Source organism: Methylomonas sp. EFPC3 (assembly GCF_029643245.1).
GTDB lineage: Bacteria > Pseudomonadota > Gammaproteobacteria > Methylococcales > Methylomonadaceae > Methylomonas > Methylomonas koyamae_B.
Genome location: NZ_CP116398.1, coordinates 947,423 through 969,692 on the forward strand (window position 1 = coordinate 947,423; position 22,270 = coordinate 969,692).

A 22,270-nucleotide genomic window follows, 5' to 3' on the forward strand; every position below is an offset into this window, starting at 1 on the left:
ATACGGTAAAAGTGGAGTAGAGTATTTTGCGAATAAGAAACTAACGAGGGCGAAGGTCATGATAGATAAGCAAAAAATCGGCGAGATTTACCGGCTTGCGGTCGAATGGCTGAATGCGGCCTGGGCTTGGCTACAGGGGCGTTGGCGCGCTTTTAATGCCAAAAGCGCGGATGGCGCCGGCCAATCCGGCAGCGACGCGCCGAAGCAATCGCGATTCTGGTTGTATCTGCTTTTAGGCATTTTCCTGTTGTCGATTTTTGCCGGCGGCGAACGTATCCAGGGTCGAGAAATCCCGTATAGCCAGTTCATCAGCCTGGTCAACGAAGACAAAGTGGAAAATGCGGTCGTGACCCAGCGCTTCATTAACGGCACCTTGAAGCAGGAAGACCAAAAGATCGGCAAACAATTTTTCACGATACCGCTGTGGGACGAGTCGTTGGTCAAAAACCTGCAGGCGCATAAGGTCGAATATGTGGTCAGGAGTGGCGATAACTGGGCCAGCAGCTTGTTGTTCAATTGGATCATTCCGATCGCGATTTTTGCCGGCATCTGGATGTGGCTGTTACCGAAAATGGCCGGTGGAGGCGGTCGCGGTTTTCTGAATCTGGGTAACAAAATGCGCATCCAGCAGGAAACCTCGAAAACCACGTTCGACGACGTCGCCGGCGCCGACAGTGCCAAACAGGAACTAAAGGAAACCATCGAATTTTTAAAAGCGCCGGAAAAACTGCAAAAGCTGGGCGGGCGGATGCCGAAAGGCGTGCTGCTGGTCGGCTCGCCGGGTACCGGGAAAACCTTGCTGGCGCGGGCCGTTTCCGGCGAGGCCGGCGTGCCGTTCTTCAATATCAGCGCTTCCGAGTTTATCGAACTGTTTGTTGGTGTCGGCGCGGCGCGGGTGCGGGACTTGTTCGAACAGGCCCGGCAGAAAGCCCCTTGTATCATTTTCATCGACGAACTGGATGCGATCGGCCGCTCTCGCGGCGGCCCGGTGGTGATGGGGGGCAACGACGAACGCGAGCAAACCTTGAACCAGTTATTGACCGAAATGGACGGTTTCGACGCCGCTTCCGGCGTCGTGGTGATGGCCGCCACCAATCGGCCGGAAATCCTGGACAAGGCCTTGTTGCGCGCCGGCCGTTTCGACCGGCAAATCGTGGTCGACAAGCCCGATCAACTGGATCGGGTGGCAATCCTGAAATTGCACACTAAAGGCATGCAACTGGACAAAGACGTCGATCTGGCCATCGTTGCCAAGCGCACCCCGGGTTTCGTCGGCGCCGATCTATCCAATATTGCCAACGAGGCGGCGATTTTGGCGGCTCGGGCCGGCCGCGACACCGTGAACATGGCCGATTTCGAAGCGGCGATCGACCGGGTTATGGCCGGGCCGGAAAAGAAAAACCGTGTGCTCGGCCCGGAGGAAAAACGCCGGGTGGCTTACCACGAAGCCGGCCATGCCTTGGTTGCCGAGAACGTGCCGACCGGCCAGCCGGTGCACAAAATATCGATCATTCCGCGCGGCGTATCGGCGCTGGGATTTACTTTGCAACTGCCGGTCGAAGAAAAATACCTGTCCACCGAAGCGGAACTGAAAGACCAAATCGCCATACTGCTGGCCGGAAGGGTGGCCGAGCAACTGGCGTTGCAGAGCGTTTCCACCGGCGCCCAAAACGACCTGGAAAAAGCCAGCGAAATTGCCCGCAACATGGTGTGTTACCTGGGTATGAGTAAAAAACTGGGGCCGTTGATTTACGGCCAACGCCAGCAGCTGCAGTTTTTGGCCGGAGATGTTACCGAACAGCGTAACTACAGCGAAGAAACGGCGCGCGTGGTCGATGCCGAAGTTCGCGAGCTGGTCGAAGATGCCGAACGCCGGGCCCACAAAATTCTGACCAGTAAGCGTGGCCAGTTGGATCGGCTCGCCGAGTTGTTGCAAGACCGGGAAGTAATACAGCGAGAAGAGATGTTGGAGTTGATCGGCGCATAGCGGCGTAGCCGTTTGTTACGTTGGAAGGGATGCCTGGCAGTCCGGCGGCTTTCGCATGTCGCCGGATTGAACATATCTGCTGAGCGTGAACGGCGCAGGTGCCGGAATCAGGCGATATATTCAACATGAAGATTGTTAAAGCGTAGTGTCGAAAAATTTTACAAGCATTTGTTGAATAATGAGTTTTCCGGTATTTGCAGAGCGAGTTGGTGACGATTGTTTCTGCATATTTGTTTAGCTGGATAAGGCCTTATGACTAGTCGGAAATTTTTACATATTTCTGTAACAAAGACCTGTTTCGTGTGAAGATCGTCACATAAAGTAGTTATTTTTTCTTGCTTATTCAGTAATCGCACAAATTTTGCTTGGTGCCTGTGTGTAGGGAAAGTCTTTAAGAATTGTGATTTTAGCGATAGCGAGGCAAAGATTATGGACACCAAGAAAAACGACACATCAAATAAGAATCTCGGCGGCGATTGCAGCCATTCGTCTTTGGCGAAAGAACTGGTAATGGGTTTGCCGACCGGAAATTTCGTCTGCGCTCATTGCGGCAAGCCATTGTCATCGATACTTAGGGTCGATAGAAGATAGGTTGTCGCCAAAATGGACGGCAAGCTGGCATCCGAACGTTGTAGAGTCTGGCCTGTCGTCCCCAAATTGAATACGCGGCGGTATGCCGGCAACTTCAGTTGCACTGGGTTTTTCGGTTAGCGCCGCAATCGATTCAATAATTCTCTGGCGGCTTTGATGCACCAGGTTTGCATCCTTTGCAGCAGGACGGTCCAAGCGGCGTTAATCCGTCTGGCTGAGCCAGCGGTTTTACGTCTGGTTCTATCGGCCAGCGCTGCCCAGTCGACCTGGCGGTCCGCTATCCAGCCGTGCCGATGTAGCCAATGCAGTAAACCGGAAACGAACAACAAGGTTGGGGTCAGTCCGGCGCAGAACCATAGAAAACGGCCGCCAGCGCCGAAGGCTTCCCCGGTGTGCAAGGGCCAAAGCCAGACCGTGAATGTCTGACCCAACGAGAACCGGTGCGGATTGCGGACGTCTCGGATTTGTCCGCTCCAGCGGTCTACCCAGACCGTGGTAAACGGGTGATGTTGGTTGATTTCGTCGCGCTGGCGCAGATTGACGCGATACACGCCCAGTTCGCCGGCCGGCGTGGTTACCCGCCTGACCTCGGAACTGGGAAACGGTCCGCGGGCGACCAAAATCGCTTCGCCCACCGATACTGGCCTATCGTTCGGAACCGCGGTACTGCGCACGTTGGGGCCGGCGTCGCCGTGGCCCATGCCTTCCGCCGAAGTCAGGCTTTCCAGTAACGGCGGATAGGCCAAATGGAGGCCGGTGAACGCCAGCAACAGCAAAAATCCGGCCGCTGCCAAGCCCAACCAGCGGTGGAGGTCGAATATCAGCCCGATCAGACTGCCATCGCGGCGGACGCGGAAAGCGCCGGCCAGATGTTGCCAGCCCGGCCACCACAAATACAGGCCGCTAACGGTAGATAGCATCAGCAAGCTGCCCAGAATGGCCATCGCGTTACGGCCGGAGGCGTCCAGTTGCAGTTGGGCGTGCAGGTCCAGGAGCCAGGTGGCGAAGGTCTGGCCCCACAATCGGCTGTCCAACACCGCTCCAGTGTAGGGGTTGATCGAAACCATCAATGGTGCGTAAAACGCGTCGACGCTTTCCTTGGGTTTGTCGAACCAGGCGGTCAGCGGCCGGTCCGGCGCGAGCGGCATTTCCAGTGTCCAGGCGCCGTGTCGGTCGGGATGGGCGGTTCGCAATGAAACCAGGATTTTATCCAGCGGCAGCGGCGCACCATCGCGCGGAATCTCGATCCGCAGTTGCGGATTGAACAGGCTGTCCAGTTCCTCGCGGTAAACGCTAAGGCTGCCGGTCAGGCCGATCAGCGCAAATACCAATCCCAGGCCCAGCGCCAATAACAAATGGCATTGGCGCCAGAATTTTCGGGCGTTGACGATAAAGCGGGGGCGGACGATCAGTGGGTAATACGGTTCAGGCATGGTTGGGTTTGCGCTATATTGCAGGTCGTACACGGCCAGGCGAATCGGGGCCGGCTCGGCGTTTTCGCTTCGTGACGCCGACACCGCGAAAAAAATCGGCGCAGTTTAACGCGTTTCCTTGCCGCAGTTGGCCGAAAAATCGACTAGACTGGCCGGATTGTTTGGCCGCATAGATTCGATGGTAGAGTTAAAAAGCAAATCGGCACCGGCTGTTCCGGGAGAAAATCTACAATGACCGGCTACAGCTTGGCGTTTTTTGCCGGCATTGTTGCGGTTCAGCAATTCAGCCGCTTGCCGAATTCAGCGGAATGGCTCGGCTTGGCGGCGCTCGCGCTGCTGGCCTGCGTCAGGCGCCATTATGTCGTGTTGAGTTTGTCGCTTGGCCTGGCTTGGGCTTGCGCATTCGGCGCTTGGCGTTTGGCGCAACAATTGCCGGACCGTTACCAAAATACCGAAATAGAAGTCGAGGGCTACATCGCCAGTCTGCCGCAGGTTCAGGAACATCGAACCGGTTTCGATTTTGTGGTTACGAGCGCGCCGGATGCGGTTCCGGAGAAGATGCGCTTGTCCTGGTATACGCCGGAGTTCGAACTGAAGGCCGGGCAGAGTTGGCGGTTTCAGGTCAAGTTGCGAAAACCCCATGGCCGTTTCAATCCCAGCGGTTTCGATTACGAAGCCTGGCTGTTTGCCAATCACATTGGCGCCACGGGTTACGTCAAGAGCAAGCCGCCGCCGCAGCGGATCGCCGACAGCGCCAGCCTGGGCCGCTATCTTGCAGTCTGCCGCAATCTGATCGCGGACAAAATCGACGCGGCATTGCCGGGAAGTTCGCAACTTGGCGTGATAAAGGCATTGACCATCGGCACCCAGAACGCAATCAGCCAACAGCAGTGGCAAATCTTCCGCGTCACGGGTGTCGTACACTTAATCGTTATTTCCGGATCGCACATCGGCCTGATTGCCGGCTGGTTCTATCTGGCGACGCGGCGAATCTGGATTAACTTGGGTTTGCTCGGGATTTCGCCGCAATCGGCCGCCGCGCCGGTTGCTTGGCTGGCGGCGCTGTTCTATGCCGGTTTGGCCGGATTCTCGGCGCCGACGGAGCGGGCGGTAATCATGCTTGGCGTGGCGCTGGCGGCAATTGCGTGGCAACGCAATCCGGTACCGACACAGGTGCTGCTGTGGGCCTTGTTGGCTGTCGTGCTTGCCGATCCGTTGGCGGTTTTGTCAGTCGGTTTTTGGTTGTCGTTTGTGGCTGTGGCCTTATTGATGTATGTCTCGGTCGGACGGCTGGCACGTCCCGCCTATTGGCGGGATTTGGCGGTGGCACAATGGGCCAGTTTGCTTGGCCTGGCGCCGCTATTGGTCTTGTTTTTCCAACAGGTGTCCTTGATCGCGCCGCTGGCGAACTGGTTGGCGGTGCCGCTGATCGGAATCGTGGTGGTACCGTTGGCATTGTTGGCTATCGCACTGTTGTTCGTCTGGCCGGCCGCTGCGAGCATTTTGTTGCAGGTGGCGGATTCGGTATTACAGGGCTTGTGGTGGCTATTGCAGCATCTGGCAGCACTGCCTTTGTCGCAATTGAGTTTAGCCTCGCCGCCCTGGTACGCGCTGCCACTGGCGACAATCGGCATTCTGCTGGCGTTGGCGCCGCGCGGCTTTCCGGGGCGGCAGCTGAGTCCGTTGCTGCTGATTCCATTGTTTTTTCCCGCTATCGACAAACCCAAGTCCGGTGAATTCGGCTTGACGCTGTTGGATGTCGGCCAGGGTCTGGCGACGGTGGTGCGGACCGCCGATCACGTGTTGCTGTTCGACACCGGGGCCAAATATTCCGAATTTTCCGATATGGGCGAATCGGTAGTGTTGCCCTTCCTGCGTCTGCGCGGTATTGCCAAGGTCGATGCGCTAATTGTCAGTCATGGTGATAACGACCATAGCGGCGGTGCCGAATCGGTACTGGCCGAACTGCCGGTAGAGCGCCTGCTGAGCAGCGTTCCGGAGTGGGCCGAGCGCGAGCGTGCCGGCTATTGCCGAGCCGGGCAGGAATGGCTGTGGGACGATGTGCGTTTCCGGATGTTGGCGCCGCCGCAGCCGGCATTCAATAAAGAAAACGATAATTCCTGCGTATTGCAGGTCATCGCGGCCGGACAGAGTGCACTGCTGACCGGCGACATAGAGCAGACTGCCGAAGCCTGGTTGACTGCGACTTACGGCGGCGAGTTAGCCAGTCGGGTATTGGTTGCACCGCACCATGGCAGCAAGACCTCATCGACCCAGGCATTTTTGGACGCGGTTAAGCCCGAATGGGTGTTGATCCCGGCCGGTTACGCCAACCGTTTCGGCTTTCCCCATCGCCAAGTGCTGGAACGTTATCGGCAACTCCCGGCTACTGTGATGAATACCGCTGAGCTGGGCGCCATCGATATCGTGAGCAGCGGCCAGTCTCCGGTGGCGGAGCGGCCACGGCGACGGCGCTATTGGCATTCGGACTAGCCGGAAGGTTAGCCGGGAAGGCGAGATGAATTGTGCCGGCCGGAGGTTTGTGCCTATACTCTGGCAAACCGAACACAGGAGTACCGATTCGTGCAGAACGAAAACCGCAGCAGAATACGTTTTAATCCGGCCGGATTAGTCGCCCACATTATTATCGATCCGCCGCCGCCCGGCGGGGAAATCGTCATCGACGGTCAAGTGGTGGATATGAGTTACAGCGGAATCAAAATCCGTTTGCGGGAGCCGTTGGGTCAAGCTATCGAAGAGGCCGAGTTACGTATTTCGATTGTATTGCCGGAGTCGGGAATACCGGTGTCGATTCACGGCACCATCAAGCATATTCAGGAAGAACAAGAGTGCGGTTTGCAATACGACCCCGACAGGCACCAAGAACACGAATTGGACGATCTGATGTTCGAATGCGTCAAACTGGCGCCGCAGCCGGAAGCGGTTCATGAAATTTGATGCGCAAGCGTGGTTGCAGGTCTGGCGCACTTTGAACGGCGATGCGGCCTACCAGCGCTATTTGCGCCATTGGCAGGCCGAGCATGCCGGCCAACAGGCCGAACCGCTCAGCCGCAAGGCGTTTTTCGCCGCCGAAACCCGCCGTAAATGGAGCGGTGTCAAACGCTGCTGCTGACGCCCGTCAATCGATGGTCTGTATCCAATGGCAACGTTCGTTGACGACGGGCGCGGTTTTGTCGTTGGCGATACCTTTCGCGATCATCGCCACCACCCGCTCGTCGGTATCGTAGCCGATGTGGGCATCCATCGGGTTGGCAAGCTTGCCCAAACCGAACGCATCGTAAACCCGGGCTACGTTGATATTGATGTTGGTGACATCAATGCACAGCCGCGAGTCCAGATACTTGTTGACGAAGTCGTGCGGGATCGCATAACTGAGTAGATCGTTGGGGTCGCTGAATGCAATCACCGACGTTTTCGCGAGTATCCGTTCGCCGTATTTGGCGCCATTGCTGTTGCAATAGGCCTCGGCTTGGTTGGCGACTTCCGGTAGGCTGCGCCCCAACTGCAACATCGGCAATTGGTTGGACATCATGTAGATCGGCACTTCCTTGTTTTTCAAGACATTGGTCAGCGCGGTGTAATAGCTGGCGGTATCGCCGTTGCTCAGTTTCGACGCCAGATGTTGCAGGCCGTCGATGGTGATCCGGCTGCCCAAACTATGCGAGACGAAGGCGTAACTGTCGTTGTAAAACGGTGTGACATTTTTGGTGGAACAGCTTTGTTGGACATCGTCCGGCAGGCTGTTCCAGTCGCCTTGTATCATCCAGCAAAACGATTGGGCGAAGGCCGACAGGATGTCTTCGCGTTTCTCTCCGAGGTAGATGATCGGATCCGGACCGGTATCGTTGGAGAACTTCTTCAATAAGTCGTTGACCTCGGCGCGGCGGAAAGACTGTTCCCCAGAATTGTCGTAAGACAGCACTTCCTTGTCCTTGGCGCTGATTTCGGACCAGGTCAGCTCGTAGAACAGCATCTCTTGAGTCCGGTCGGCATTCAGATAGCGGTTGATGCGCAAATTGCCCAACGGCCGCGCCGGCTCCTTGGCATCGGTCAAGCGGATGTTTTTGATGTTGCGGGAGGTGACGGTCAGGTCCAATTCTTTTGCCAGCTTTTCCATGAACTGGGTGGAATAGCCCGGCAAATGGTTGCCGACGCCGTGCACCATCAACAATTTCATTTTCCGGTTGGCGATTTCCAACTGCGGTTTGATGCCGCTGAATTTTTCGCCTTTGATCTCGCAGATGCGGGTATCTTCTTCTTCCTGTTTTTCCAGGATGGCTTCGGTGATGCCTTTGCCGATACTGGCGCAGCCGGACGACAGCAGTGCAAGCGCCAGCAGCGGCAGCTTCAGTTTGAGTATTTTCATGTGTGTTGCGTTTACGGGCAGGGTTGCTTGGTTGATGCCGACGGCAGGCGCGGTTTTCCGCAGCGGGCGTTACTTATCCAGCTTTTTCTTCGCCGCGTCGGCTTGAGCGCCGACTTTCTCGACGGTTTCCCGATATTTGGCCTGAGCCTGATTGGCGCTGTCGGCGATGGTGGCATTGTCGGTATTGGCTTCCTTGATCATGCACTCGAAATAGTCGCGCGATTTTTGTTGCCAGGTGTTGATTGCGGCAATGCTTTTATTGAAAGCATCGACATCGCTGTCATCGACGACCGGTGTTTCCGGTGGCGTACCGCAAGCGGCCGGAACCCAAGTGCCGTTGCCCAAAGTACCGGCGGTGGTGATGCTGCTGGACACCAGCAGGGCGGTCGTCGCTAAAACGGTCAGTTTCATTCGCTGTCTCCATGACGGATTTAAACGGAAATTTATCGGCCGCAAGCGGCCGCGGGGTTTGCCGGCGGGATTATTCCGCAACCCGGCGCCAATGCCAATCGCCGGTATAAAAAACGGCGGCTTAGCTGAGCATTTGCCGGATATGTTCGATCTCGTCCTTGGCCTGGTCGAGGATGTTGATGCTCAGATCGGCGTCCAGGTTCCCGGCCGCCAATTTTTTGTACGCAGGTAGTTCGTCCATCTTCGGCATTTGTTTGACGTCGACTTTGCCGATGAAGCTGTGCAATTGCGAAATCATCACGATGTCACTGTAGCTGGCCGATTCGCCACTGTCGAGCCGCCAGTTTTCGGCGTGAATGATCACGTCCTCGAAGTCGGCCGGAAAGTCCCATTTGCGCACGATCTGCACCCCGATCGGGCTGCGTAATTCCCGCACGGCTTCGGCCAGGTCGCCCGGATTATCCAGAATATCCGGCTGGCGGTCGGCGTAAGCCAGGATCGGCACCACGCCAATGTCGTGGATCAGGCCGGCCAGCATGGCCCGGTCCGGATCGAAGCCCGGCGTCTTATGCGCCAGCACCGCGCTGATCGCCGCCACGTAACTGCTGTGAGCCCACAGCTCCTGCATTCTGCGGCGGATCACCGGCGAACGGGCATTGAACACCGCTTTCAAGGCAAACGCGGTGATAATGTCCTGCGCTGCCTTCAAGCCGAGTCGGGTCAAGGCTTCCGGGCAACTTTCGATGCGGCGTCGGCCGCGGTAAAGCGGGCTGTTCGAGATCTTGACCAGGCGGGCGGTGATGCTGGGGTCGATTTGCACCACGCGGGCGATCTTGTTGCTGTTGGCGCTGGGTTCGTTGATGGCGCGGCGGATTTTTAGCGATACGTCCGGAATGGTGGGCAAGGCCAGCGAATCGGATTGCATGTATTTGAAGCAATCCTGGTACAAGCGGTTTTTCGCCAGCTTGGCGCTGAGCGGATGGGTTGCGGCCTCGGTCATGGACATTGCTTAATTCGGACAAGCGGCAAGGGTTTGGTTTAAAATCCGCCGCTGCATTTTTTACACACGGATACGCTATGACTATAACAGGCCCGGATGTTATTACAACCCTGAGCAGCATTCGAGATTACATCCGCTGGGCCGCCAGCCGCTTTGCCGAACACAAGGTATTTCTCGGCCACGGCACCGTCACGCCGCTGGACGAAGCCGCGGCTATCGTGCTGCATACCTTGCACCAGCCCTACGATCTGGCCGACAGTTACTTGGATAGCGTATTGACGATGGCCGAGCGCCAGCAAGTGGCCGAACTGATCGAGCGGCGTATCGTCGAACGCAAGCCTTCCGCTTACTTGACCCACGAAGCCCTGTTTGCCGGTTTGTCGTTCTACGTCGACGAACGGGTGCTGGTGCCGCGCTCGCCGATCGCGGAATTGATTAACGAACGCTTCGAGCCTTGGGTCGACGAAACCCAGGTATTCAATATTCTGGATTTGTGTACCGGCAGCGCTTGTATCGCCATCGCCTGCGCTTATGCCTTCCCGGAAGCGCAAGTCGATGCGGTGGAACTGTCCGACGCCGCATTGGCCGTGGCCCGCATCAATCTGGAACAGCACGAGTTGCAAGAGCAATTGCAGCTCTACCAGTCGGACTTATTCGATAATCTGCCGGCCAAACCTTACGACATCATCGTCAGCAATCCGCCCTACGTTTCCATTGCCGAGTGGGAAAGCCTGCCTCCGGAATTCCATGCCGAACCGGCGTTGGGTTTCAAAGGCGGCGAACACGGCCTGGATTTGGTGCTGCGAATTTTGGTCGACGCCGAGCGCTATTTGGCGGAGCAGGGTATCCTGGTGGTCGAAGTCGGCAGCAGCGCCCAGACCTTGCAGGAGATGTTCCCGGAAGTACCGTTCCACTGGCTGGAGTTCGAACATGGCGGCGACGGCGTGTTTCTGCTGACCGCCGAACAAGTTTCCACTTACCATTCACTCTTTACCAACGCGCTCTAACCATGTCCGGAAATACCATAGGCAAACTGTTCACCGTCACCACCTTCGGCGAAAGCCACGGCCCGGCGCTGGGGGCGATCGTCGACGGCTGCCCGCCGGGACTGGAATTGTGCGAAGCCGATTTGCAGATCGATTTGGATCGGCGCAAGCCGGGAACCTCGCGCCATACGACCCAGCGCCGCGAGGCCGACGAGGTCAAAATCCTTTCGGGCGTGTTCGAAGGTAAAACTACCGGCACACCGATTGGTTTATTGATCGAGAATACCGATCAGCGTTCCAAGGACTACGGCAAAATCGCCGAAAGCTTTCGCCCCGGCCACGCCGACTATACCTATCACCATAAATACGGTATCCGCGACTACCGCGGCGGCGGCCGTTCTTCGGCGCGGGAAACCGCAATGCGGGTCGCGGCCGGCGCAATCGCCAAGAAGTATCTGTTCCAGCAACACGGCATTCAGGTACGAGGTTACCTGTCGCAACTCGGTCCGATCAAGATCGAAAGTTTCGACTGGAACGAAGTCGGCAATAACCCGTTTTTTTCCCCAGACGCCGGCAAAGTTCCGGAAATGGAAAAATACATGGACGCGCTGCGCAAGGAAGGCGAATCGATCGGTGCCAAAATCGAAGTCGTCGCCAGCCAGGTGCCGCCGGGCTTGGGCGAGCCGATTTTCGACCGGCTGGATGCTGAATTGGCCTACGCCTTGATGAGCATCAACGCGGTCAAGGGCGTTGAGATCGGCGACGGTTTCGACTGCATTGCCACCAAAGGCACTCAGTTTCGCGATGAAATCACGCCGGAAGGGTTTTTGAGCAACCACGCCGGCGGCATTTTGGGCGGTATTTCCACCGGCCAGGACATCGTCGCCCGCATCGCGTTGAAGCCGACCTCCAGCCTGCGTCTGCCGGGCCGCAGCATCAACACCCAAGGGGAACCGATCGAAGTCATCACCGAAGGCCGCCACGACCCTTGCGTCGGCATCCGCGCCACGCCGATCGCCGAAGCCATGGTAGCGTTGGTATTGATGGATCACCTGCTGCGCCACCGCGCCCAAAATATGCACGTCGACTGCGGTTTGCCTGTCTTGCGTTAGATGCCAGTCCCGTATTGGCGGCTATCCGGCTTTTATTTCTTCTACTTCGCGACGCTCGGAGCGTTTCTTCCGTTCTGGAGCTTATATCTGAAGCAGGCCGGATTTGCCGCCGAAGAGATCGGCGAACTGACCGCGCTGATGGTGGCGACCAAAATCATCGCCCCGAACTATTGGGGCTGGCTGGCCGACAAAACCGGCCGTAATCTGCGTTTGATTCGGCTGACGCTGCTGCTGGCGGCGTCCAGTTTTGCCGGGTTTTTGTTCCGCAACGACTACTGGTGGTTTGCGCTGGTCACCGTCGGTTTCAGCTTTTTCTGGAATGCGACGCTGCCGCAGTTCGAAGCGGCAACTTTGTTTCATTTGCAGGCCGAGCCGCAGCGTTACAGCCAGATCCGCTTGTGGGGGTCGATCGGTTTCATTGCGGCGGTGCTTGGCATCGGCCGTTTTCTCGATTATTTCAGTATCGCCAACTTGCCGTTGATCATCGGCGGTTTGATGTTGCTGAACTGGCTGGCGGCGCTACTGACCCCGGAAGCCCGGCCCCGTATCGATCGCGGCCAAGCCGGGCCGGGTATCTGGCAGGTATTATTGCGCTGGGAGTTGCTGGCGTTTCTGCTGGTTTATCTGTTGTTGCAAGTGGCTCACGGTCCTTATTACGTGTTCTATTCGGTATATTTGCAGCAACACGGTTACAGCGCCAGCGAAACCGGCCTGCTATGGGCCGCCGGAGTTGGCGCCGAAATTCTGCTGTTTCTGGCGATGCGCCGCCTGTTGAGTTGTTGCAAGCCACGCAGCTTGCTGCTGTGGGCGATTGCACTCAGCGTGGTGCGGTGGCTGTTGATTGCCGACGGCGTCGGCTCGTTGATTTTGACCGTCGCCGCACAGCTGCTGCACGCCGCCACGTTCGGCGTCGCCCATGTCGTGGCAATGCAGCTGCTCTACCATTATTTCGGCGAACGCCACCAGAGCAAAGGTCAGGCCTTGTACAGTAGTGCCAGTTTCGGCGTCGGCGGCATGGTCGGCAGTTTGTACAGCGGTTATTTCTGGGACGTGTTGGGCGGGCGCGAAGTTTACGTGATTGCGGCCCTGGTTTGCGGCGTGGCTTGGCTTATCGCTTTCCTGGGTCTGGCGCGGGAATCGCGGCCCGGATTGGGTTAAAATTGTGACGATTTACTAACAAGGGTTATCAAGTGTTCGAGGTTATCAAAAACGGCGGCTGGATGATGGCGCCGATCATTTTGTGTTCGATTGTGGCGATGGCGATCATCGGCGAGCGATTCTGGTCGCTGCAACGCAAACGCATTCTTCCGGCCGAGCTGGTGCCGTACATTTGGCAATTGCATCGCGAGAACAAGCTCGACGAAGCCACCATCCGCCGCATCAAACTCAGTTCGCCGCTAGGGCGAATACTGGCCGCCGGCTTGCTTAACCGCAAACACGGCCGCGAGATCATGAAATCCAGTATTGAGGAAGTCGGTCGCCAAGTCGCTCACGAACTGGAACGCTATTTGAACGCCCTGGGCAGCATCGCCTCGATCACGCCACTAATGGGTTTGTTGGGTACTGTGGACGGTATCATTCGGGTGTTTTCCGATATCGCGGTCGGCGGCATGGGCGACCCGGCGGTGTTGAGCGGCGGTATCTCGGAAGCCTTGATCTGTACCGCGTCCGGGTTGACCGTGGCGATACCCAGCCTGTTTTTTCACCGTTATTTCGAACGGCTGGTCGACGACCACGTGGTGCGGATGGAAGAGGAATCGTTGCGTCTGGTCGACATCATGCAAGGCGCCAGAGAGGACGTGTAATGGAATTTCGCCGCCGTCGCCGCGCGCCAGTGGAAATCGGTTTGATTCCGATGATCGACGTATTGCTGGTTCTGCTGCTTTTCTTCATGGTGGCGACGACATTCCGCCACCATTCGGAGCTAAAGATCAATTTGCCGGAAGCGCAGGGTAGTGAAGCGGCCGAGCCGGGCAAAACCATCAATTTGTATGTCGACGCCAAGGGCGTTTATTCCTTGTCCGGTGAAGACAACCAATTTCATGAACTGGTCAATCAAAACCTGGACGGCCTGAGAGCGGCGCTGGCTAAGTTCGCCGGCGAAACCCGGCACTTGCCGTTCATCATCAGCGCCGACGGCAAGGCGCCGCACCAAGCCGTGGTCAGTGCCTTGGATGTGGCCAACCAACTCGGTTTCCATCACATTACCTTTGCCGTCAATCAGCCGGAACAGCCATGAACAAAAAACTCGTGAAATGGTTCGAAGATGCCTGGTATGGCGAGATGTATATCTCGGCCTGGTTCATGCCGCTGTCGATGCTGTATGTCGATGCGGTGCGCTTGCGCCGTTTCGCTTATCGGGTTGGTATCAAGAAAAAAACCAAACTGCCGGTGCCGGTGATCGTGGTCGGCAACATCACGGTCGGCGGGACCGGCAAGACGCCGTTGGTGGTTTGGATGGTCGAATTTTTGCGTCAGCAAGGCTATAAACCCGGCGTGGTGAGTCTCGGTTACGCCGGCCCCAAAACCGACTCCGGCCCGCAACTGGTCGCCGCGGACAGCGACCCGGCCAGCGTCGGCGACGAACCGGTGTTGTTGGCCCGCCGTTGCGGCTGCCCGGTGGCGATCGGCCGGGACCGGCCGGCAGCCGCCAAACATCTGCTGGCTAACCATCACTGTGATGTGATTATTTCCGACGACGGCTTGCAACATTACGCGCTGGAACGCGATATCGAGATAATCGTGATCGACGGCCAGCGCCGGTTCGGCAACGGCTATTGCCTGCCGGTCGGCCCGTTGCGCGAACCGCCCGAACGCGTGCGGGAAGTCGATCTGGTGGTGGTCAACAGCCCATTGGAATTGCTGGAAGGCGAGATAGCGATGCAATGCGTCGGTCAGCAATTGGTCAACTTAAAAACCGGCGAAAGCCGGCCTTTAACCGAGTTTAAAGGCTTAGCGGTCCATGCCGTGGCCGCGATCGGCAACCCCAAGCGGTTTTTTAACCAATTGGCCGAGGCCGGCCTGGTCTGCGAAGCCCATGCCTTCCCGGATCATCACCCATTTAGCGCTGCCGACTTGCAGTTCAAAGACCAGCGGGCGCTGGTCATGACCGAGAAAGACGCCGTCAAATGCGCCGCCTTTGCCGCCGATAATTTCTGGTATTTACCCATCGATGCCGAATTGCCCGAGGCATTTTCTCAACAGCTCTTAACACTATTGAAAACCAAAACCCATGGATAAAAAATTGCTCGATATTCTGGCTTGCCCGCTGTGCAAAAGCTCGCTGATTTACGATAAAGACCAGCAAGAGTTGATCTGCAAGGCCGACAAACTGGCGTTTCCGATCCGCGACGGTATTCCGGTGATGCTGGAAGACGAAGCCCGCGAACTGAGTTTCGAAGAAGCCGAAGCCCTGAAAAAATGAGCGCCGGCTTCAAGGTCGTGATTCCGGCCCGCTACGGCTCCACCCGCTTGCCGGGCAAGCCACTGCTGGACATCGCCGGCAAGCCGATGATCGTCCACGTTTGCGAGCGGGCGCTGGTAGCTGACGCCGAGCAAGTGGTCGTCGCCACCGACGATCAGCGCATTTTCGCTGCGGTCGGCAATCTGGGCCTGCAGGCGGTAATGACCGATCCCAATCACCAATCCGGCACCGAACGTATCGCCGAAGTGGCGCGCATCATGGGCTGGGATGATGATCAGATCGTGGTTAACCTGCAAGGCGACGAGCCGCTGATTCCGCCGGCCTACATCCGCGACGCGGCCTTGGCGTTGGCCGGACAAGACCAGGCCGGCATTGCTACCTTGGCGGCCAAGATTTTGGCCGCCGACGAAATCTTCAATCCCAACGCCGTGAAAGTGGTGTTGGATAAGAACGGCTATGCGCTGTATTTCAGCCGGGCGCCGATTCCTTGGAACCGGGCCACGTTTCCCGACCAGCATGATATTCAGTCCGCGGCGTTACCGCATTTGCGGCATATCGGCATGTATGCCTATACCGTGGGTTTTTTGAACCGTTATTGCAGTTGGTCCGCCTCGCCGCTGGAGAGTGTCGAATCGCTGGAGCAATTGCGGATTCTGTGGCACGGCGAAAAGGTATTGGTAAAGATCGTCGACAAGACGCCGGAGGCGGGGGTGGATACGGAGGAGGATTTGGTGAGGGTTTCTGGGAGATTAAATTCAAAACTTATCTGGGCTTAATGTTGTCATTTTTTGCTATATGACAAGCGAAGAAATTCAGCTCTTGAACGACGTTGTTAAAGTTAGTTTCCCAGTAATGGGAACACTGATAGGCGGGGTTGTAGGTGGCGTTACTACATACTTTCTGACAAGGATGAATCCACAAAAATGAAAGGGGCCGCGAGATAATTAAAAAACGGCATGAACTTATATTTTATCGTCATCGGGCGGCAGTGGAATTAGGCGATGTTGAAACCCTATTCGACAAAAGTCGTCGCCAACCCAATCTGAAAAATCGAGTCGACGACGCTACGGAGCAAGCAGAAGTGAGCTATGCGCTGGATTTTTCGGCTTAATCACTTTTTAACCCGTTCCCGCCTGGCTTCCATCGGATTTTTCCTTAGCGGCCGGTAGATTTCGACCCGGTCGCCGTCGGCCAGAACTTTATCTGCGGTACAGACCGCACCGAAGATGCCGATGGTTTGCTGCGCCAGATCGATGTCTGGGAGTTGGCTGGCGATGTTCGACGCCGATATGGCCTCGACCGCAGTAGTACCGGCCGCCAGCGTCAGCGGAATCAGGATTTGCCGTTCCGGCAGGGCGTAGGCCACTTCGACCTGAATCGGATCAACCGCCATACAGGGCTTTGGCGCGTTGGGTGAAGGAACCGACCATGGTGTTGCAGATTTGGTTGAATACCGGGCCGAAGGCCAGGCTAGCGAAAGCGCTGGAAATTTCGAACTCGAGATCCAGCGAGATTTTGCTGGCGTCCTCGCGCAATGGCATAAAGCTCCAAAAACCTTCCAATGATTTGAACGGCCCGTCGAGCAGGCTGATCTGAATTCGGCCGCCGCGGTCGATTTTGTTGCGGGTGGTGAACGACTTGTGAAAACCGGCTTTGGCGATGTCGATCTGGCCTTCGACGATATCGCCCTCGCGGCGCAACACCCGGCTGCCGGAACACCAGGGCAGAAATTTGGGATAGGATTCGATGTCGTCGACCAGATCGAACATCTGCTGCGCGGAAAATTTCACCAGCGCGCTTTTTTGGACCACCGTAATCATTTACAGCACTCCGAGTACGTGCAGGAATACCAGAAAGACCGAGGCCGGCGCCACGTATTTGATCAAAAATTGCCAGACCTGAAAGCCTTGTGCCGGCAATTCCAATTCCTGTTCGGTATCGGTCTGGCGCATGCTCCAGCCGGCAAACAGGGCGATGCATAAACCGCCGATCGGCAACATCAGGTTGGCGGTCAGGTAGTCCAGCAATTCAAACAGATTTTTGTCGAACCATTTGTGGCCGGACCAGATGTTGAACGAAAACACCACGGCGACGCCCAGAGCCCAACAGGCGCTACCGGCCCAGACGCAGGCGCGGTTGCGTTCGAGATCTTTATTTTCCACCAGCCAGGCCACAGCCGGTTCGATCAACGAAATTGAGGAAGTCAGCGCCGCAAAAAACAGCAAAACGAAAAACAGCACGCCGAACAACCAACCGCCGCCCATGTGGCCGAAAGCCAGCGGCAGGGTTTGAAAGATCAGTCCCGGTCCGGCTGCCGCTTCCAGATTGTTGGCGAACACCAGTGGGAATATGGCGATGCCGGCCAGCAATGCGACCATGGTATCGGCGCCGGCGATAAAGAATGTGGTTTTGGCGATCGAGACATGGCCGGGCAGGTAGGAGCCGTAAACCATGATGGCGCCCATGCCCAGGCTCAAAGTGAAGAAGGCGTGGCCCATCGCGGTCAATACCGCATCGGCGTCGATCTTGCTGAAATCCGGGCTGAACAAAAATTCGATGCCTTGCTCGTAGGCACCCGACGACATCGCATAAGCCACCAATATCATCAGAATCACGAACAAGGCCGGCATCAAAAATCGCACGGCTTTTTCCAAGCCGCCTTGCACGCCGCGCATCACCACCTGCATCGTGATGATCATGAACAGCGTATGCCAGAACAATTGCTGGATCGGGCTGGACATCAGGCCGTCGAACATGGCTTTGACCTCGCCGGCGTCGGTGCCGAAGAAGCCGCCGAAGAAGGCTTTGAAAATATAGGCCATGGCCCAGCCGGCAATTACGCTGTAGTAAGAGAGGATCAGAAAGCCGGCGATCATGCCCAGCCAGCCCAGATAATGCCAGCGCGGGTCGGCGCCGGCTTCCGCGCTCAGGTTTTGCATGGTGTTGATCGGGCTTTGCCGGCCGCGCCGGCCGAGCATGATCTCCGCGATCATGATCGGCACGCCGATTGCGGCAACGCAGGCCAAGTACACCATCACGAAGGCACCGCCGCCGTTTTCGCCGGTGATGTACGGAAATTTCCAGATATTACCCAATCCCACCGCCGATCCGGTGGCGGCCAAAATAAATGCAAAGCGGGATGACCATTCGCCGTGAATGGATCGGGTTTTATCGCTCATGTGTTGCGCCCTGTGTTTTTTAAGTCGTTATTTAACGGGTGTGTGAGTAAAATAACAAAATTCCCGTTTTCAGTCAGTCTAAAAAATCCTAGCACCAGATGGCCGCCAAAAAATCGAAAAAGGACTCCAAAGCCAACGACAACAATATTGCGGTAAACCGGCAAGCCACGCACGAGTACACGATAGACGAGCAATTCGAGGCCGGTTTGGTGTTGGAAGGGTGGGAAGTGAAGAGTCTGCGCGACGGCCGGGTGCAGTTGAAGGAAAGCTACGTCGAAATCAAACGCGGCGAAGCCTGGTTGTGCGGCGCCCACGTTTCACCGTTGCTGTCGGCCTCGACCCACGTCAATCCTGACGCGGTGCGGCGCAAGAAGCTGCTGTTGCACCGGCGCGAACTGAACAGGTTGATCGGCTCGGTGGAACGCAAAGGCTACACTCTGATCCCGCTGTCCATGTATTGGATTAAAGGCCGGGCCAAACTGAAAATCGGCTTGGCTAAAGGTAAAAAACTGCACGATAAGCGCGCGGCGGCCAAGGACAAGGATTGGCAACGCGACAAGGCGCGCATCATGAAACACGGCTAAGCCATGTCTTCTCATCCCAATTTACTCGACGCAAATAACAGCGTCCTGCTGCTGGTGGATATCCAAACCCGCCTCAGTGCGGCGATGGCGGCAGCCGAATCGCAACAGATGTCGCAGCACTGCGAGCGCCTGCTGCAAGCGGCGGCTTTGTTGGATGTGCCGGTCATCGTGACCGAACAGTACCCGCAAGGGCTGGGGCCGACTCAAGCCAATTTGTTGGAGCGATTGCCGGCCGCGGCGCACGTGTTCGCCAAAACCGGGTTTTCCTGCTGCGCGGCGGAAGGCTTTGACGGCACGTTGGCGGCACTGGGACGCAAGCAGATAGTGCTGGCCGGCCAAGAAACCCATGTGTGCGTGCTGCAAACTGCATTGGAGTTGGATTGTCTTGGTTATCTGGTGCACGTGGTTACCGACGCGGTCTGCTCGCGGCACGCCGAACATAAGGCCTTCGCTTTGCAGCGCATGCAGCAGCAGGGTGTGACGCTGAGCTGCCACGAATCGGTATTGTTCGAATGGTTGCGCGATGCCAGGCATGAACGGTTTAAGGCTATTTCCGGTTTATTGCGTTAAAAACACCATCGTGGGGGATAAATGATACGGACGACATGGATCGGACCGATACTGGGAGCATTATTGCTGGTGGCTTGCGGCGGTGAACCGCCGGTGCCGGTGCAGAAATTCGAGGGCTTCGCCCAAGGCACCACCTACCATGTCAGCTATTGGTCGGATCAGGTTGTGGATGGCAAGCAAGTGCAGGCCGAAGTCGACAGGACGCTGGCCGAGCTGGATAAATTGTTGTCGAACTACCGGCCCGATTCCGCAATCGAGCAATTCAATGTGTCTGCCGCGACGGTCGGCCAGACGGTGGACGCGCAAATCGTTGCCCTGGTCAAAGTAGCGCAAACGGTCAGTCAGCTCAGTTCCGGTTGTTACGATCTGACCGTCAAGCCTATATTCGAACTTTGGGGTTTTCAAAACGACGAATTGCACGTGCCGGACCAGGCCTCTATCGATGCCGCGTTGGCTAATGTCGGCATGTCTAAACTGGAAATCGTCGACGACGTGCATTTGTTGAAGAAGTTACCAAGTCTTCGCGTCGATTTGTCCTCCATCGCCCAGGGTTACAGTGTTGGCAAAGTTGCCGAAGCCATGGAACACTTGGGGATAGAAAATTATCTGGTCGAAATCGGCGGGGAACTGAAATCGAATGGCCATAAACCCGACGGCAAAGCCTGGATCATCGCCGTCGAAAAACCCTTGCCCGGCGAAAGAATGATGCATAAGACGGTGACTTTGCCGAAGGATGCGCCGATGGCGGTGATGACCAGCGGCACTTATCGCCACTATTTCGATCTGAAAGGCCAGCGCTACAGTCACATTCTGGATGCGCGCAACGGCAGGCCGGTGGGGCACGATTTGGTGGCTGTGACGGTTTTCCACGAAAATCCGACGGTGGCCGACGCGTGGTCGACCGCGTTGCTTTGTCTGGGTCAGGAAGAGGGTATGAAGTTGGCGGATAACGAGAAACTGCAGGCTTTATTCATTCAGCAGCGCGGTAGCGAATTCGTTGAAAGCAAGACTCGGGCGCTGACGACCTCGACCGCAGTCACAATCAATTAAGCCAAGGCCGGAGCGCCGAAACCAGGGGGATTCATGTTGGGACTAGACAGTCAAATCCGATTTTCGATACATGGCGGTGCCGACAGCGGCGGCGTGGCCGGCGGCGTCGATAGTCTGCTGGCGTTTTTGGAGACCGCAGTCCGGCAATCGCCGGCCGAAACCTTCAACGATTTAATGCCGGGAATCGCGGCATTGCAGAATTTGCACCCGTTATTCGTGCATTTTCCGATCGCCTTGTTGAGTCTGTTTTTTGCAGTGGATCTGGCCGGCACCCTGGCCGGTCGCGCCGATTGGCGCCGGGTCGCCGGCTGGCTGTTGTATCTTGGCGTTGCCTTTGCCGGGATTACCGCGACCTTCGGTTTTATTGCGGCGGATACGGTCGCCCACGGCGGCGATGTCCACGAGATCATGGAGAGCCACGAGCATTTGGCGATATCCGTATTCGGTCTGGCCGCATTTCTGTCGGTATGGCGCGGAATCGGCAAAACCCATCCGGCCGGTCCGGCCAACGCGTTTTACTTGCTGCTGGCCGGAGTGCTGGCCGGCTTGCTGATGTTTACAGCCGATTTGGGTGGCCTGATGGTTTACAAATACGGCGTCGCGGTCGAGGCGGCTGCCGATGCGAATCGGGCTGCGGCGCAGGAACATGAACACGGCACTCCCGATTTCGACCAACCGGTCGATCACGACGAGCCGGTGGTGAAGCAGCAATTGGGCTTAGGCAGCGCCATCCATCAGGACGGCGCGCAGCATTCGCAAGGCGATCCTGCCCCGGCAGCTGCAAGCCACCCGCACCAGCATAACCACAAACATGCGCACTGAGCTGTCGCTGAAGGCGCGGCAAAGGCTGGTTCGTCCGGCCTTTTTTGTTGGGTGCGGGCATGATTTCCGGTTTAGCTGTGGTATCCTACGCCGCCATTTTTTATGAGCTTGGCTATGCGTACCCGCGTTAAAATATGCGGCTTTACCAATGTCGACGATGCGGTGCAGGCCGGTCGACTGGGTGCCGATGCGATTGGGTTGGTGTTTTACCCGCCCAGTCCGCGTCATGTCGAAATCGAACAAGCCGCGGCGATCAGCGAAGCCTTGCCGGCGTTCGTCAGCGTGGTAGCCTTGTTCGTCGATGCCGAGCCGGGCATGATTCGGGAAGTATTGGACAAAGTGCGGGTGGATTGCCTGCAATTCCACGGCGAAGAGCCGGCGGAAGCCTGTCGGATCTATCGCAAATCGTATATCAAGGCCGTCCGGATGCGGCCTGGCATTGACGTAGCGCAGTTGGAACGCCGATATGCCGATGCCGCCGGATTGTTACTGGATGCCTACCATCCGGGCCTGCCGGGGGAAGCGGTAGCGGTTTTGACTGGGATTTGATTCCGCAAAGACGATCGCTGCCGTTGATATTGGCGGGTGGTTTGACAGCGGAGAACGCCGGTGCGGCGGTGATTGCGGTAAAGCCGTATGCGTTGGATGTCAGCAGCGGTGTTGAGGCCGGGAAGGGCATCAAGGATGCGGCGAAAATGGCCGAATTCATAGGAATAACTAATCAAGCGACTTGA

At 56.9% G+C, this 22,270-nt stretch carries 23 protein-coding genes and 2 pseudogenes; 18 read left to right on the forward strand and 7 right to left on the reverse strand.

What is annotated here, in order from left to right; genetic code table 11:
• Positions 1 to 58: 58 nt before the first annotated feature.
• On the forward strand, positions 59 to 1,987 hold the full coding sequence (gene ftsH / locus PL263_RS04245; protein ID WP_278211828.1) for an ATP-dependent zinc metalloprotease FtsH: 1,929 nt from the start codon (positions 59 to 61) through the stop codon (positions 1,985 to 1,987).
• A gap of 707 nt (positions 1,988 to 2,694) precedes the next feature.
• On the opposite strand, the gene PL263_RS04250 is transcribed toward ftsH, so the two are convergent.
• Positions 2,695 to 4,011, reverse strand: coding sequence for a PepSY-associated TM helix domain-containing protein (locus tag PL263_RS04250; protein ID WP_278211829.1), 1,317 nt, complete (start codon positions 4,009 to 4,011; stop codon positions 2,695 to 2,697).
• A 231-nt stretch (positions 4,012 to 4,242) separates the two neighbouring features.
• On the opposite strand from PL263_RS04250, the gene PL263_RS04255 reads away from it, so the two are divergent.
• The 3 genes from PL263_RS04255 (at position 4,243) to PL263_RS04265 (ending at position 7,144) form a co-directional block, all read left to right on the forward strand.
• Positions 4,243 to 6,504, forward strand: coding sequence for a DNA internalization-related competence protein ComEC/Rec2 (locus PL263_RS04255; protein ID WP_278211830.1), 2,262 nt, complete (start codon positions 4,243 to 4,245; stop codon positions 6,502 to 6,504).
• A gap of 90 nt (positions 6,505 to 6,594) precedes the next feature.
• Positions 6,595 to 6,969 carry a PilZ domain-containing protein gene (locus PL263_RS04260; RefSeq protein ID WP_140912959.1) on the forward strand — a complete coding sequence of 125 codons (375 nt, stop codon included), beginning with the start codon at positions 6,595 to 6,597 and terminating at the stop codon, positions 6,967 to 6,969.
• Positions 6,959 to 7,144, forward strand: a complete 186-nt coding sequence (locus PL263_RS04265; protein WP_278211831.1) for a YbdD/YjiX family protein — start codon at positions 6,959 to 6,961, stop codon at positions 7,142 to 7,144. Before PL263_RS04260 ends, PL263_RS04265 begins: the two co-directional genes overlap by 11 nt.
• 6 nt (positions 7,145 to 7,150) lie before the next feature.
• Here PL263_RS04265 and PL263_RS04270 read toward each other — a convergent pair whose 3' ends face one another.
• The 3 genes from PL263_RS04270 to PL263_RS04280 all read right to left on the reverse strand — a co-directional run bounded on the left by PL263_RS04270 (position 7,151) and on the right by PL263_RS04280 (position 9,809).
• Positions 7,151 to 8,398: a hypothetical protein gene (locus PL263_RS04270; RefSeq protein WP_278211832.1), complete on the reverse strand. Its 1,248-nt coding sequence runs from the start codon at positions 8,396 to 8,398 to the stop codon at positions 7,151 to 7,153.
• 69 nt (positions 8,399 to 8,467) lie between these two features.
• The gene (locus PL263_RS04275) at positions 8,468 to 8,809 is read right to left on the reverse strand and encodes a hypothetical protein (RefSeq protein WP_140912962.1); all 342 of its coding nucleotides are present in this window, start codon (positions 8,807 to 8,809) and stop codon (positions 8,468 to 8,470) included.
• A gap of 121 nt (positions 8,810 to 8,930) precedes the next feature.
• Positions 8,931 to 9,809, reverse strand: coding sequence for an HDOD domain-containing protein (locus PL263_RS04280; protein ID WP_278211833.1), 879 nt, complete (start codon positions 9,807 to 9,809; stop codon positions 8,931 to 8,933).
• Positions 9,810 to 9,886: 77 nt separating this feature from the next.
• On the opposite strand from PL263_RS04280, the gene prmB reads away from it, so the two are divergent.
• The 9 genes and pseudogenes from prmB to PL263_RS04325 form a co-directional block, all read left to right on the forward strand.
• Entirely contained in the window at positions 9,887 to 10,816 is a 930-nt protein-coding gene (prmB, locus tag PL263_RS04285) for a 50S ribosomal protein L3 N(5)-glutamine methyltransferase (RefSeq protein ID WP_278211834.1), read from the forward strand.
• A 2-nt stretch (positions 10,817 to 10,818) separates the two neighbouring features.
• Positions 10,819 to 11,907, forward strand: coding sequence for a chorismate synthase (aroC, locus tag PL263_RS04290; protein ID WP_278211835.1), 1,089 nt, complete (start codon positions 10,819 to 10,821; stop codon positions 11,905 to 11,907).
• A complete protein-coding gene (locus PL263_RS04295; protein ID WP_278211836.1) occupies positions 11,908 to 13,065 on the forward strand; it encodes an MFS transporter in 1,158 nt (385 codons plus the stop codon).
• A 32-nt stretch (positions 13,066 to 13,097) separates the two neighbouring features.
• Complete coding sequence (locus PL263_RS04300; RefSeq protein WP_140912967.1) at positions 13,098 to 13,712, forward strand: MotA/TolQ/ExbB proton channel family protein; 615 nt, start codon at positions 13,098 to 13,100, stop codon at positions 13,710 to 13,712.
• Entirely contained in the window at positions 13,712 to 14,146 is a 435-nt protein-coding gene (locus PL263_RS04305) for a biopolymer transporter ExbD (RefSeq protein ID WP_140912968.1), read from the forward strand. Before PL263_RS04300 ends, PL263_RS04305 begins: the two co-directional genes overlap by 1 nt.
• Entirely contained in the window at positions 14,143 to 15,147 is a 1,005-nt protein-coding gene (gene lpxK, locus PL263_RS04310) for a tetraacyldisaccharide 4'-kinase (RefSeq protein WP_278211837.1), read from the forward strand. Before PL263_RS04305 ends, lpxK begins: the two co-directional genes overlap by 4 nt.
• Positions 15,140 to 15,331 (forward strand): Trm112 family protein, encoded by a 192-nt coding sequence (locus PL263_RS04315; protein ID WP_140912970.1) that lies wholly within the window; start codon positions 15,140 to 15,142, stop codon positions 15,329 to 15,331. The genes lpxK and PL263_RS04315 overlap by 8 nt, the downstream gene beginning before the upstream one ends.
• Complete coding sequence (gene kdsB, locus PL263_RS04320; RefSeq protein ID WP_278211838.1) at positions 15,328 to 16,107, forward strand: 3-deoxy-manno-octulosonate cytidylyltransferase; 780 nt, start codon at positions 15,328 to 15,330, stop codon at positions 16,105 to 16,107. Before PL263_RS04315 ends, kdsB begins: the two co-directional genes overlap by 4 nt.
• A 191-nt stretch (positions 16,108 to 16,298) precedes the next feature.
• Positions 16,299 to 16,439, forward strand: a pseudogene (locus PL263_RS04325) (IS481 family transposase); the annotation flags it as partial.
• A gap of 3 nt (positions 16,440 to 16,442) precedes the next feature.
• On the opposite strand, the gene PL263_RS04330 reads toward PL263_RS04325, so the two are convergent.
• From PL263_RS04330 to PL263_RS04340, 3 genes are read right to left on the reverse strand one after another with little or no spacing between them, the layout of a single operon-like run.
• Positions 16,443 to 16,724, reverse strand: a complete 282-nt coding sequence (locus tag PL263_RS04330) for an RnfH family protein (RefSeq protein WP_278211839.1) — start codon at positions 16,722 to 16,724, stop codon at positions 16,443 to 16,445.
• Complete coding sequence (locus PL263_RS04335) at positions 16,714 to 17,151, reverse strand: type II toxin-antitoxin system RatA family toxin (protein WP_222101861.1); 438 nt, start codon at positions 17,149 to 17,151, stop codon at positions 16,714 to 16,716. The genes PL263_RS04330 and PL263_RS04335 overlap by 11 nt, the downstream gene beginning before the upstream one ends.
• Positions 17,152 to 18,510 (reverse strand): sodium-dependent transporter, encoded by a 1,359-nt coding sequence (locus tag PL263_RS04340; RefSeq protein WP_278211840.1) that lies wholly within the window; start codon positions 18,508 to 18,510, stop codon positions 17,152 to 17,154.
• 98 nt (positions 18,511 to 18,608) lie between these two features.
• Between PL263_RS04340 and smpB the strand changes: the two genes are divergently transcribed.
• From smpB to PL263_RS04365, 5 genes and pseudogenes are all read left to right on the forward strand, one after another.
• Positions 18,609 to 19,094, forward strand: a complete 486-nt coding sequence (gene smpB / locus PL263_RS04345) for an SsrA-binding protein SmpB (protein WP_278211841.1) — start codon at positions 18,609 to 18,611, stop codon at positions 19,092 to 19,094.
• A gap of 3 nt (positions 19,095 to 19,097) precedes the next feature.
• Positions 19,098 to 19,664 (forward strand): hydrolase, encoded by a 567-nt coding sequence (locus PL263_RS04350; RefSeq protein WP_278211842.1) that lies wholly within the window; start codon positions 19,098 to 19,100, stop codon positions 19,662 to 19,664.
• 21 nt (positions 19,665 to 19,685) lie between these two features.
• Positions 19,686 to 20,714, forward strand: a complete 1,029-nt coding sequence (locus PL263_RS04355) for an FAD:protein FMN transferase (protein ID WP_278211843.1) — start codon at positions 19,686 to 19,688, stop codon at positions 20,712 to 20,714.
• A 33-nt stretch (positions 20,715 to 20,747) separates the two neighbouring features.
• Positions 20,748 to 21,536 (forward strand): DUF2231 domain-containing protein, encoded by a 789-nt coding sequence (locus PL263_RS04360; RefSeq protein ID WP_278211844.1) that lies wholly within the window; start codon positions 20,748 to 20,750, stop codon positions 21,534 to 21,536.
• A gap of 114 nt (positions 21,537 to 21,650) precedes the next feature.
• Positions 21,651 to 22,270: pseudogene (locus PL263_RS04365) on the forward strand (phosphoribosylanthranilate isomerase).